Genomic DNA, 12,032 nt, shown 5'->3' on the forward strand with positions numbered 1-12,032 from the left:
GCTTTCATGACCTCTCCGCAATTTGCTCAGCCATTGGGCACAGTCTACGAATTGGGCGCCGAATTTGTCAATGACATGGACAAATTAAATGATTTGGTTTAGCCAAATGACGAGATTCACCTGAATTTCGCGATACTTCCCTTGAAGTTGGGCACAACCGCAGCGCGGCATGAATGAATTAGGAAAAGGTCCCGAACTAATTAGAGGTAGAATGCGAGCTAGCAATCATGCCTAATGTGACCCAGACACCGATAGCGCGAAAAATCTCTACCAATTCCGTTGTTCGGACCATACTTGCAAAAGGTCCTATTTCCCGCGCGGATATTGCCAAGCAAACGGGCTTGTCCAAGCAAACGATTTCCGATGTCGTTCGCAATTTGGAGAACAATGGTTGGCTGAAGCCGACCGGATATACCGACGGGCGCCTGGGGCGAAACGCAATAACGTATGAGCTCGACGCAAATGCCGGTTTCGCCGCGTCCATCGATCTCGGCGGGACCAAGATCGCCGCTATCATCTGCGATCTGGTTGGAAATGTTGTTGCCGAAACCAAAGTGCCCACTAGCTCGCGCGGCGGCCTCCATCTGGTTGATCAATTCCATACCATTATACAGGACCTTGGCCGCGGCGCCGGTATCGATCTCTCCAAATTGCGCGTCATAGTACTGGCCACGCCAGGCGTGCTTGACCCGGTCACCGGGCATATCAATGTCGCACCGAACATCCCTGGGGTCGAAACAATTGACTTGCGCCGGCTCTTGAGCGACCGGATGGCAATCCCGGTCATCATTGAAAATGACGTCAATCTTGCTGCGCAAGGAGAACGATGGCGAGGGCACGGCTCCACATCAGATAATTTTGCCTTCGTAGCACTCGGGACCGGTATCGGCATGGGCATCATTGCGAATGGCAGCCTCATGCGAGGCGCTCGCGGTGGCGCCGGCGAGATCGCTTATCTGCCGCTCGGCGGGGAACCGTTTGATCCAGGCGGCTTCACCCTTGGTACTCTTGAAACCGCCGTGGGTAGCGCGGCAATGGTGCGGCGCTATTCTGGATATGGTGGGCAGGGCAAGGCAACGGTAGCGGATCTTTTCTCGGCCCTGGTGGCTGGCGAGCCAGCCGCTGTTGCCGTGATCGAGGAGACTTCGCGGTTGATAGCACTTGCCATTGCCGCAATCGGTGCAACGCTCGATCCGGAGCTGGTGATCATGGGCGGCAGTATCGGCGCCCGCCCCGAACTTGTCGACGCCATTCGCAAGTACCTGCCACGTTGCACGCCTTACCCACCTCGCATCGAAATCAGTCGGTTTGGCAATCGGGCGGCTCTGGTCGGTGGCATCGGCATCGCCGTGGAGCACATGCACGAGGAGCTGTTTGGTGTTGATTTGCAAGATCCATGAGATGAACAGCGTATCGCGCGGATGAACTGCCTGAAGACCGAACTGACAGAAAACGGCAGCGTCAAATCGGCTGTCGCGTCGATATAACTTATTGATATAATATTGTTATTTAGATTATTCTTCTGCTGAGGCGTAGCTACACGTCATCTTCCGCAGGGACGAAGTATCGGGACGCATGCTATAATCTGGAAAGCGCGGCGGGCAGCGTATGCCGGCAGCAGTGACGAGGTCCGAAACAAGGCTTGACCTCAACCCATCTTGAGGTTGCAGTATGTCGTTGCGCCGGAGGTTCGTGATGTTGAAAATACTGAGCGATGAGGATTTGGACAGCGTCGCGCTCATGCCGGCTGCTCTCGGCGCATTGGAAGCGGCCTTCCTCGCCAAAGCATCCGGCAATACCGTTTGCCCTCCTCGGCACCACGTCTCGTTTCCCAGCAGCGGCGATCTAGTGTTTACGGTCGGCGGCATACTTGGTGAAAAGCCGCTTGCCGGCTTTCGCGTGTATGAAACGTTCAGTGGGCTCGAACATTCGCAGATCGTTGCCGTGTGGTCCGCGCATGACGCCAAACTTAAAGGGATCATCCTGGGCGAACGGCTCGGCCAGATCAGAACGGGGGCGATTGGGGGCATCGCCATACGCCATCTCAGCGATCCAAACGCGAAAACCATCGGCGTTGTCGGCAGCGGTGCTCAGGCCCGAACGCAACTGATTGCCGCCGTCGCCGTTCGAAACATAGTAAGCGCCCGCGTCTTCAGTCGCGATGAGAGAAACCGCAGGGCTTTCGCCGAGGAAATGCAACGCAAGCTGGGCATAACAATAGAACCCGCCGACAGTGTTGCGGAAACCGTGGCGGATGCCGATATCGTGCTTTGCGCTACGAACAGCAATATGCCCGTGCTCCATGCGGCGGATTTGAAGGCCGGAGCGCACGTCAATACGGTCGGTCCGAAAACATTGCAGGGGCACGAGCTCGGACTGGACTTGGCCGATGCCGCGCATGTGATCGTCACGGACTCCCTCGAACAAACACGAACCTACGCCGCGCCTTTTTTCCTTGCCGGATCGCCGCACGAAACCCGTATGCGGGAACTTTCCGATATTATCGCGAACACCGCGCAAGGCCGGACATTGCCTTCCGATACGACGCTTTTTTGCTCGGTCGGCCTTGCGGGAACGGAGGTAGCCATCGCGTCAGCCATATTCGACATGCTGTGAGAATGGCCCAATCTGCCGCCGCAAGAGAGGAGCCTGGAGAAAGGCGCCGCTGAAATCCACGGATATGGGCTTACTGCCCTTCCCTGTCGTCGTCTGCGGTCACATTGCCGCGGCCGTCAGCGCAGCGTAAATATACAATGAATGATTGCATAACATATAATGCAACTTTATGGATCCGCAATCTTACGCAGCTATATTATCGACCATTAGAGATCCATCATAATAATTCATAGCATCTATTCGGACTCCGACAAAATACAAACCGATATTATTTGCCGGCTGATTGATGAATTTACTGATTTGAAATGAAGTTATGCGCAGATATACCATATTGTTTGGGAAGCCGGGGTGTGGGCGGATGAAACCGCGCCCGAAAACTTCCGGAATGACGGACTGATCGGTCAGTTCCTATCCGGCGCAACGTTCCCTTGATTGAGGTCGTCATTGCCACTCGTCTGTCCTGACGAGGCTTGAGATCTTTGGGAGAACTTTAATGGCGCACGTGATGAAATTCGGTATTGTCGCTCGTCTGGCAGCAGGATTTTGCTTTCTACTGATCCTGATGATTGGTCTGACGCTCTATTCAACCAGTCAGGTGGAGACTATCGATCGTAACCTGGGGCTGATCAACGACATCAACAGCGTGAAGCAACGCTACGCAATCAACTACAGGGGCAGTGTTCACGATAGGGCCATTGCAATCCGCGACGTGACACTGGTCACCTCCGCAGACGAGCGTCAGACGGCAGAGAAGCTGATCGAGACCCTCGCGGCCACCTACGCGGAGAACGAGAAGAAAATGGCCGAGATGGTCGCGTCGTCGACCGGTGCGACATCGCAGGAAAGAGCCATCCTGGACGAAATCTCCGCGGTTCAAGCCAAAACCAATCCTTTGGTCGCGCAGATCATTGCGCTGCAGGAAAAGGGCGATGGCGAAACGGCTCGCAAGATCCTTCTCGAGCAGGCGCGACCCCAGTTCGTCGCGTGGCTGAAAGCAATCAACAAATTTATCGACTACCAGGAAGCCTTGAACAAATCCATCGGCGGCGAAGTTCGAGACGCGGCCGGCGGGTTCAAATCGCTTGCGCTGACTGCGCTTGCAGTTGCGATCCTGTTGGCCACCATGGCCGCTGCCTTGACCGCCCGCTCCATTATCGGACCATTGGCCAAACTCCAGACATCGTTGAAGTCGATGGCCGAAGGAAACATGGCTGGCGATCGCACGCTGGAAAGACGTGGGGACGAAATCGGCATGCTGGCCCGGGCGGTTGCCGCACTCCGTGACGCAATCTCAGCCAAGGCGGCACGCGATGCGGATACGGAGGCGAAGCGAGCTATCGAAGAACGCGAGAGACTTGAGGCGGAGGCCACGGAACGCGAGGCTCTGGCTGGGCAAACCAATACAGCCGTCGCTCAGTTGGCTGAGGCCCTGCGAGAACTGGCCGACGGCGACCTTACCCGCCAGATTGCCGGCCCCTTCATTCCATCGCTGGATCCGTTGCGGGTCGATTTCAACCATGCCGTGGAGAAGTTGCGATTGACGCTGCAGAACGTCGCCGAGAACGCCAGCGCCATCGCATCGGGCGCACAGGAAATTCGGTCGGCATCCGACGACCTTGCAAAGCGGACTGAGCAGCAAGCTGCTTCGGTGGAAGAGACGGCGGCGGCGCTTGAGGAAATCACCATAACGGTTTCGGGGTCCAGTGCCCGTGCGCAAGAGGCCGGCCATCTCGTGCGCAGGACCAAAGAAAATGCCGAACACTCCGGACGTGTCGTCCGCAGCGCCGTCGAAGCCATGGACAAAATCGAGGCGTCTGCGACCGAGATCGGCAATATTATCGGTGTGATCGATGAAATCGCCTTCCAGACCAATCTTCTCGCCTTGAATGCCGGCGTCGAGGCTGCACGCGCCGGCGAGGCCGGTAAGGGCTTCGCAGTCGTAGCGCAGGAAGTACGAGAACTTGCTCAGCGGTCTGCAAAGGCGGCAAAAGAAATCAAAGATCTCATCAACACTTCAAATAGCCATGTAAGAAACGGCGTCTCGCTGGTTGGCGAGACGGGCAAGGCCTTGGAAGAGATCGTCGTCCAGGTTCAACAGGTCGATGGCAATGTCGGGGCCATCGTTGAAGCCTCCAGGGAACAGGCAACGGGCCTGAAGGAAATCAACACCTCCGTAAACACCATGGACCAGGGCACTCAGCAAAACGCCGCGATGGTCGAGCAGGCCACCGCCGCGGCTCATAGTCTGGCATCAGAATCCGAAGCACTGTTCCAACTGCTATCGCAGTTTAAAATAGGCAATCAAACCCAATCCCGTCCCGACAGACGGGCTTTGATTTCAGCCGCCAGCCCGACATCCAAAGCCTTGGCGTCACCGGCAAGGCAGCTTACGGCAAAACTGGCAACTGCGCTGCGCGGCTAGTCCGCCGCGTCGGCGGGATCGCGGGAGGAGTTTTGATAATGCTGCCTCCACGGCCGCATTGTGATTGTCGATCGGTCCACCGTCGAGATCGTCTGCATCATTGATGCCTAGCCGTCGTCTCAATGCCGGTACCGCGCCTGCGCGATACCGGCAATCCCGCCGAATATTTTCGATGGGCACAATCATCCTCTCACGCTCAAGCAGGTCTGAGCGCAAACATCCAATCAGGCTATCAATGGCGCTTAGCCGATCGATTGCGGCTCACCGATCTCCACCGCATGGCCATCGGGATCATAAAAGCGGAACACCCGCTGCCCCCATTCCTGCTGTTCGACGGGATGGATGAGATCGACATGCGGGGCTATCTTGGCGAAGGCCGCATCCACATCGTCATGTTCGAAATAAAGAAGCATGTTTCGGCGCCCATACGGCTCTGAAGTTTCGGCGGCTTTCTTCCAGACCGTTTGCTCCAGCGCTTTTCCGTCATGAATTGCAAAGCCGGTTTCAAAGAGCACGAAACTCCCGAAATCGTGCAGGATCTTGAGACCCAGCAAGCCGCTGTAGAAGGTCCTCGAGCGAGCGATGTCGCCGACGAAAGGAATTGGATTTACGAAACGCATCGTCAAAGCCGGTTTGGTAAGAGGATGAACCGAGAAAGAAACAATCTTCAAACGATTTCAATACATCTCGGGGCAAGTATCGATAATCCTGACCACCGACTCCATCTCAGGCGAACTGGAGGGCCGATCCATGACAGAAACCCAGCGAACCATGATCGTCATGGATTCGGGAGAATCTCGCTTCCAGTTACGCGCAGGCGCGTTGATCCGGTCGAACAATCATATCCTCATTCATCGCGCGCTCGGAGATAAGCTCTGGTCCTTGCCCGGCGGCCGCGTGGAGTTTCATGAGGCAGGCGCCGCGACGCTCGCCCGCGAGATCGAAGAGGAAATCGGCTGCACGGCCACCGTCGGCCCCTTGCGCTTCATCATCGAAAACTTCTTCGAACTTTCCGGCCGGCGCGTTCACGAAGTCGGCTTTTACTACGAAGCGGAACTCTCGCGGCCGCTTCCGTTTCATGAAACTGATATCGTGCATCGGGTGAAGGACGGCAGCGCCGAGCTCGAGTTTCGCTGGGCTCCATCCACGAGAGCTGGGCTCGACCAATATGAGCTGGTGCCGCCGACCTTGCGCGATCTCATCGAGACTATTCCGACCGGCATTCGACATTTCGTGCGCCGGGACGCTGTCTGAGCGACAGCGATTGACGTACATTGCAACGACAACGGAATAGTTCATGAACGTGCGGGCATCTCTGCCAGGCTCAAATCTTCAGGTCTCCATTCGATGTCGCGCATCGCCATTCTCGGAAATGCAGGCGGTGGAAAATCCACCCTCGCTCGCAAATTGAGCGAGAGACACGCAATTCCCCATTTCGAGATCGACAGGCTCCTTTGGCAAGAAGGCTGGGTCCCGGCGCCAGTTGAGACCTACACCGAACAGCACGAACGGATCATCGCCGGCGAGAACTGGGTTATCGATGGATTGGGGCACCGGAATTCGATTTCGGCGCGGATAGATCGCGCGACCGAGATCATTCTCATCGACATGCCCCTCTGGATGCATTTCTGGCTCGCCACAGAGAGGCAGATGGCCTGGCAATCAGACAAGCTTGAGCACGCTCCCGGCGGATTTTCGACTATGCCGCCGACACGGGATCTGTTCCGGACCATATGGGAAATCGAGCAGGACTGGATGCCCGACATCCGCCGACTGTGCGCTGAAGCGCAGGATGCCGGCAAGACACTGACGCTGATCCCGAGCGTCGACGAATTGAATGCGCTCATGGAAGAGGCTGGGTGAACCCGTAGGTTCCAGGACCTTCATCCGAACGATCAGCCACGGCCGGTTGAGGGGCAGGTTTTCAACAAGGTGATTATATCGGTCATCTTGTCGGTGTTGGGGCTCAGTGCTGGCTATCCGGCACGACGACACGCATGCCGTCGACGACGCTGCTTGCCAGGATCTGACAGCTGAGGCGGCTGTTGGCGGTCGGCTCCATGACGAACTCGATCATCGTCGCTTCTTCTTCTGAGGGCGGCGGCAGCAGATCGAGATGAGGCTGCTCGATATAGCAATGACAGGTGCCGCAGGCCAAGGCGCCGCCACATTGCGCCACGATGCCATCGATGCCGCTCCTGACGGCGGCCGCCATCACCGTCTCGCCATCCTCGGCCCGCACACGGGTTTCGCGGCCGGCGGAATCGATAAACACGATTTCACACATTGTATTCTCCATGCTTTCGGCAAAACCGATCATGCGGCAACAAGCCTGATATCAAGGCATTTCGGGCCGCGCACCGACAGCCCGCGCTTGTAGGCGGGGTTTTCATCCAGCAGTTCGATGGAACGCGTCCGCTGCAAGAGCGTCGAAAAGATGATCTCCATATCCAGCCGGGCAAGGTGATTGCCAAGACAGAAATGGGCACCGCCACCGAATGCCAGATGGCGATTGGGAGTGCGCTCGACATTGAACCGATCGGGCGCCTCGAATTGTTCGGGATCGCGATTGGCCGCACCATACAGCAGGCCGACCTTCGTGCCTTTCGGTAGACGCTCGCCGGCAATTGTCTTTTCCTCGGTCAGGTAGCGATGAAAGAACGGCAGCGGCGACTCGAAACGGAACATCTCCTGGATGGCGGTCGACATGATGCCAGGCGTTTCCCTGAGCTTGGCGAGCGCGTCGGGATATTGCATGAGGGCATGCATGCCGCTGCCGAGCACGTCGATGGTCGAACCATGGCCGGCCATCAGGATCAGCATGCAGGTGGAAACAAGCTCGTCTTCGGTCAGCTCACCGGCGACATGCGCCTCGGTCAGCCGACAGAGCAGGTCTTCGCGCGGACTGCGCATGCGGTCGGCGATCAGCTCCTTGAGCAGTTCGTAGAATTCCGTTGTGGCACGTTCGGCGGTCGCCTTGCGCTCCGCGCTGCGATCGACGTCGAAATATTGCACGACCTCTTCCGACCACCTGCGCAGCTGCCCGGCATATTCCGCCGGTACGCCGAGAACCGAGCCGATGATGTGGCCCGGAACCCGCGACGCAAGATCCTCGACGAAATCGAACGTGCCGGCTTGCAGGAGACGATCGAGCAGCCGATCGACAAAATCCTGTATCATCCCTCTCTGGCGAGCGACGAGGGCGGGCGTGAATTCACGAAACACCTTGCGGCGCAACCGGTCATGGGTTTCGCCATCGGAATCCAAAAGGCTGAACTGCACAAAGCGCGAATGGTTCGGCATGTCGTGCCAGTTCTGCCGAACCTTCTGTTCCCGTATCTCTTCCGGGGAGAGAAAAAATTCGAGGGAGCGCACGAGCGTTTTGTCACCGGCGGCAGCGGCGACATCCTGATAGCGCGACAGCAGCCACATGTCGAAATGCTCGTAATAGACCGGGCCTGGACGGGCGCGCAGCTCGCGGTAGGAGGCATAGGGGTCGTCCGTGAACGCCTGAGAGAGCGGATCAAATACCGGGGTTGCCATCGCCATGATCAGGACCTCGTCCATTCTGGTTCATCGCCCACAGATTACAGCCTCGAACGGCGAAAAGACATGGATGCGAACCGCAGCTATATGGATAAAACTCTCATCTCCGGATAAGGCCTGACGATATGACCGATGAAGCAATCCCGGACGATATTTCCCCTGTGGACGACGTCTTCTTTCAGACGCCGGGCAAGCTGTCCCGCGCCCTCCCCTATACGCTTCTCGCAGCCGGGCGGCGCATCTGCACGCCTGCGGAAATGCCGATCGCCCATCGTTTCAACCAGCACACCCTCGTCCTCACCCTCAGCGGAAAAGGACTGTTGCAGGTCAACGGTCTCTCAAGCCTCTTGCATGAAGGGACAATCACCTGGCTGGATTCCTCGATACTGTATTCGCATCGCTGTGAACCCCACCATTCGCACTGGTCCTATCTCTGGCTGGGGTTCGCCGGACACGGGCTCGATACGCTGTTCGACAGCCTGGGCGTGATCGCCAATCCGGTCTTTGGCATTTCAAAACAGCGCGATCCGGAGGCGCTGTTCGAAGCCATCCTCCGGGACGTGGAGACGGGCAGTTTCCTCTCGGACAGCCGGTGTTTTGCCCTGCTTGCGCAATTGATCTCGCTTCTGGTTTCCGAGCGCGCGGAACATGGTGAACTGAGCGGCGCGGTCCAACGATTACAGCGGGTGATGGAATTGGTCCGCGCCGACCTCACGCGTTCCTGGACTGTGGGCGAACTTGCCATCGCCGCCAACCTGAGTCAGGCGCAGCTTTTTCGCCGTTTCCGTCAGAGAATGGGGACGACACCTCTCGATTGGCTGCGGCACGAGCGCGTGAACGCCGCGAAGCGATTGCTTGTTATAACCGATGAGCAGGTCGGCAAGATCGCCACCCAATGCGGCTATCCCGACCCCTTCCACTTCGCCCGCGACTTCAAGAGGCTTGTCGGCGTCACGCCGAGCGAATTCAGGCGGCAGGGTCGGAGCGCTCGGCCGCGCGCACCCTGATCGAACAACGCATTTTGCCTTCGCATAAGGAAGAAGCTCTCTTGCTATCGTCGGCCCCCCGGATTGGCTCGGCTTACATGACACGATAAAAGTCTGACCTGCATGCAAAATCATCTGAAACGCATACAGCGTCTCTCTCTGGAGATTGAAAAGTGACAACCGAACAAAGCGTCCTGCGCATCTCCACTATCGTGACCTTCGTTCTGGCGGTCGCCGGCATTGTCTTCGGTCTTCTCTCCGGCTCCTACGCGATCGTCTTTGACGGCGTCTATGCGCTCACGGATGCGAGCATGACGATCGTTGCACTGATCGTCTCCAGTCTGATCGTATCCTCCGCGACGAACACGGCGTCCGGCGGCAGATTCGCCAAGCATTTCACCATGGGCTTCTGGCATCTCGAACCCATGGTGCTCGGCCTCAACGGCGTCCTGCTGACTGGGGCCGCGGTCTATGCCCTGATCAACGCGATCGGCAGCATCATGGCCGGCGGCCGGCATCTCTCGTTCGATCAAGCCATCATCTATGCAGTGCTGACCATGATCATCGCCTTTCTGATGGCCGCCTATGGCAGGCGGGCGAACGAAACGCTGAGATCCAGTTTCATTGCACTCGACGCAAAAGCCTGGGTGATGACGGGCTGCCTGAGCGGGGCGCTGCTGCTCGCCTTCATCTTCGGCTTTTTCATTCAGGGGACGAGCCTGGAATGGATGTCGCCCTATGTCGACCCAGTCGCGCTCGCTCTGGTCTGCCTCATCGTCATTCCCATGCCGATCGGCACGATCAAGCAGGCCTTTGCCGATATTCTGCTGGTGACGCCTTCCGATCTGCGTGAACATGTCGATCGCGTCGCCACCGACATCGTTGGGCGCTATGAATTCGAATCCTACCGCTCCTATGTCGCCCGCGTCGGCCGCGGCAAGCAGATCGAGCTCTACTTCATCGTGCCACCGGACGGACCAGCGAAGAGGCTGGAGGAATGGGACCATATTCGCGACGAGATCGGCGAGGCGATCGGTGACGAGGGGCCAGACCGTTGGCTGACGATCGCCTTCACGACCGATCCGGAATGGGCCGACTGAGCGATAGGGCGGATATTGCGGCAGGATGGTCAGCCTAGAGCGGTTCAGCGATTCCATGGAAAGCTGAACCGCTCTATCTCTTTGTTTTCTCGCAATTCCGGACGGAAAACCGCTTGCGCACTTTTCCTGGAATAGCTCTAGCAGGCGAACCACTCCCGCTCTTCGAACCGATGCCGAACTTTGATTAGGCGCTCTCGGTGTCCGCCGCCGGGAGGGTGCCGGTCGATACGCGCTTCCGCCCTGGGCGAAGCATGAGGCTCTGGACGCGGCTGGTAAGCGGCTTCTCAACGGCTCTGAAGAGCAGCAGGGCAAACAGGACAGCCGCGAGCGTTGCGAAGATAACGAACAGGCCGAGAGGAAGAGCTCCGCCGAGCGTTTTTGCCCAGACGGCTCGCATCGGCCGCAGAATAAAGGGATGGGCGAGATAGAGGCTATAGGAGGCATCCCCCAGGGCGACACCCCATAGGACGAGCCTTCCTTGAGGCAGGACGGGGCCGATTGCGGCCGCAAGAACGAATAGCGCGGCGGGCAGGCCGCTTCGCAGGAATTGCGGCAAGGCCGCATCGTCCCAGGGCGCAGAGATGCGTACGAAGCCCAGAAGGCCGATGGCCATGAGCCCGAGCGCCGCTGCGCCACCGATCCTGATGCCGCTGCGAAAGATCAAGGCGACATGGACACCGAAGAGGAACTCCAGAATGATGGGGCTCGTCCAGAAGGCTATCTGGATATGGCTCGGATCGACGAGCTTTCCGACAAGCGCCATCCCGACCATGGCCACCGACAGCCAGACGACACCGAGCCTTATCGGCAGCAAAAGTGCGGCCGCAAAGAACACGTAGAACAGCATCTCGTAGTTCAGCGTCCAGGCGAGCGCGAGTACCGGCCTGACTTCATCCACGCCGCGCCCGGACGGAATAAAGAAATAGGATGCCAGGACATGGGACACGGAACCGATAGGAACCGCTAGCAGCGAGGGTGCCGCAAGCGCGCCGATAAGCATGATGCTCGTCAGCAGCCAATAGAGCGGAACTACGCGGGCGCAGCGCCGCAGGAAGAAACGCAATGGAGCGCCGCTCTTGCCGAATTCCGAAGCAGCGGTATGGGTCATGATGAAGCCGGAGAGGACGAAGAATATGTCCACCCCGAAACCGAGATTCGATGCGGAGCCATCGACCGCTGCCCGCCCTGTCGCCGCGGCCAGTATCTCGGTTTCGTGCAAGGCATGGGCGACGACGACGGACAAAGCGGCGAGCGCGCGCAGCACTTGAAGGTTCGACAGCAGGCGAGATGACCTGCCGGCATCACTGCCGGCGGCCGAACTCCCAAGTATTTCCCTATAAAATCCCACCAGAAATCTCAGTA

The 12,032-nt window shown here is 58.0% G+C and carries 11 protein-coding genes; 7 read left to right on the forward strand and 4 right to left on the reverse strand.

The window, feature by feature from the left end; genetic code table 11:
- The first annotated feature begins 227 nt into the window (after positions 1-227).
- The 3 genes from HGP12_RS07010 (at position 228) to HGP12_RS07020 (ending at position 5,038) form a co-directional block, all read left to right on the forward strand.
- Positions 228-1,400, forward strand: coding sequence for an ROK family transcriptional regulator (locus HGP12_RS07010; protein ID WP_168839618.1), 1,173 nt, complete (start codon positions 228-230; stop codon positions 1,398-1,400).
- Positions 1,401-1,695: 295 nt separating this feature from the next.
- On the forward strand, positions 1,696-2,616 hold the full coding sequence (locus HGP12_RS07015; protein WP_168839617.1) for an ornithine cyclodeaminase family protein: 921 nt from the start codon (positions 1,696-1,698) through the stop codon (positions 2,614-2,616).
- Between the two features lie 493 nt (positions 2,617-3,109).
- Positions 3,110-5,038, forward strand: coding sequence for a methyl-accepting chemotaxis protein (locus HGP12_RS07020; protein ID WP_168839616.1), 1,929 nt, complete (start codon positions 3,110-3,112; stop codon positions 5,036-5,038).
- Positions 5,039-5,280: 242 nt separating this feature from the next.
- Here the strand turns inward: HGP12_RS07020 and HGP12_RS07025 are convergent, their stop codons facing one another.
- Positions 5,281-5,658 (reverse strand): VOC family protein, encoded by a 378-nt coding sequence (locus HGP12_RS07025; protein WP_168839615.1) that lies wholly within the window; start codon positions 5,656-5,658, stop codon positions 5,281-5,283.
- Positions 5,659-5,788: 130 nt separating this feature from the next.
- On the opposite strand from HGP12_RS07025, the gene HGP12_RS07030 reads away from it, so the two are divergent.
- Together HGP12_RS07030 and HGP12_RS07035 are read left to right on the forward strand one after the other, a co-directional pair.
- Positions 5,789-6,292 carry an NUDIX hydrolase gene (locus HGP12_RS07030; RefSeq protein WP_168839614.1) on the forward strand — a complete coding sequence of 168 codons (504 nt, stop codon included), beginning with the start codon at positions 5,789-5,791 and terminating at the stop codon, positions 6,290-6,292.
- Positions 6,293-6,385: 93 nt separating this feature from the next.
- Positions 6,386-6,901: an adenylate kinase gene (locus HGP12_RS07035; RefSeq protein ID WP_168839613.1), complete on the forward strand. Its 516-nt coding sequence runs from the start codon at positions 6,386-6,388 to the stop codon at positions 6,899-6,901.
- A gap of 103 nt (positions 6,902-7,004) precedes the next feature.
- Here the strand turns inward: HGP12_RS07035 and HGP12_RS07040 are convergent, their stop codons facing one another.
- Both HGP12_RS07040 and HGP12_RS07045 read right to left on the reverse strand, forming a co-directional pair.
- Positions 7,005-7,325, reverse strand: a complete 321-nt coding sequence (locus tag HGP12_RS07040) for a 2Fe-2S iron-sulfur cluster-binding protein (protein WP_168839612.1) — start codon at positions 7,323-7,325, stop codon at positions 7,005-7,007.
- Positions 7,326-7,354: 29 nt separating this feature from the next.
- Positions 7,355-8,605 carry a cytochrome P450 gene (locus HGP12_RS07045; protein ID WP_409526820.1) on the reverse strand — a complete coding sequence of 417 codons (1,251 nt, stop codon included), beginning with the start codon at positions 8,603-8,605 and terminating at the stop codon, positions 7,355-7,357.
- A gap of 104 nt (positions 8,606-8,709) precedes the next feature.
- On the opposite strand from HGP12_RS07045, the gene HGP12_RS07050 reads away from it, so the two are divergent.
- Both HGP12_RS07050 and HGP12_RS07055 read left to right on the forward strand, forming a co-directional pair.
- Complete coding sequence (locus tag HGP12_RS07050) at positions 8,710-9,591, forward strand: helix-turn-helix domain-containing protein (protein WP_246703276.1); 882 nt, start codon at positions 8,710-8,712, stop codon at positions 9,589-9,591.
- A gap of 152 nt (positions 9,592-9,743) precedes the next feature.
- Entirely contained in the window at positions 9,744-10,670 is a 927-nt protein-coding gene (locus tag HGP12_RS07055) for a cation diffusion facilitator family transporter (protein WP_168839611.1), read from the forward strand.
- A 184-nt stretch (positions 10,671-10,854) separates the two neighbouring features.
- Here HGP12_RS07055 and HGP12_RS07060 read toward each other — a convergent pair whose 3' ends face one another.
- On the reverse strand, positions 10,855-12,018 hold the full coding sequence (locus tag HGP12_RS07060) for an acyltransferase (protein WP_312862858.1): 1,164 nt from the start codon (positions 12,016-12,018) through the stop codon (positions 10,855-10,857).
- Positions 12,019-12,032 lie beyond the last annotated feature (14 nt).

The organism is Rhizobium sp. P28RR-XV (genome assembly GCF_012641385.1).
Lineage (GTDB): Bacteria > Pseudomonadota > Alphaproteobacteria > Rhizobiales > Rhizobiaceae > Rhizobium.

What these genes read in the sequence shown, in the direction of transcription:
- HGP12_RS07010 (WP_168839618.1), top strand. Translation starts at nt 228, where the DNA reads ATGCCTAATGTGACCCAGACACCGATAGCGCGAAAAATCTCTACCAAT.
- HGP12_RS07015 (WP_168839617.1), top strand. Translation starts at nt 1,696, where the DNA reads ATGTTGAAAATACTGAGCGATGAGGATTTGGACAGCGTCGCGCTCATG.
- HGP12_RS07020 (WP_168839616.1), top strand. Translation starts at nt 3,110, where the DNA reads ATGGCGCACGTGATGAAATTCGGTATTGTCGCTCGTCTGGCAGCAGGA.
- HGP12_RS07025 (WP_168839615.1), bottom strand. Translation starts at nt 5,658, where the DNA reads ATGCGTTTCGTAAATCCAATTCCTTTCGTCGGCGACATCGCTCGCTCG.
- HGP12_RS07030 (WP_168839614.1), top strand. Translation starts at nt 5,789, where the DNA reads ATGACAGAAACCCAGCGAACCATGATCGTCATGGATTCGGGAGAATCT.
- HGP12_RS07035 (WP_168839613.1), top strand. Translation starts at nt 6,386, where the DNA reads ATGTCGCGCATCGCCATTCTCGGAAATGCAGGCGGTGGAAAATCCACC.
- HGP12_RS07040 (WP_168839612.1), bottom strand. Translation starts at nt 7,325, where the DNA reads ATGTGTGAAATCGTGTTTATCGATTCCGCCGGCCGCGAAACCCGTGTG.
- HGP12_RS07045 (WP_409526820.1), bottom strand. Translation starts at nt 8,605, where the DNA reads ATGGACGAGGTCCTGATCATGGCGATGGCAACCCCGGTATTTGATCCG.
- HGP12_RS07050 (WP_246703276.1), top strand. Translation starts at nt 8,710, where the DNA reads ATGACCGATGAAGCAATCCCGGACGATATTTCCCCTGTGGACGACGTC.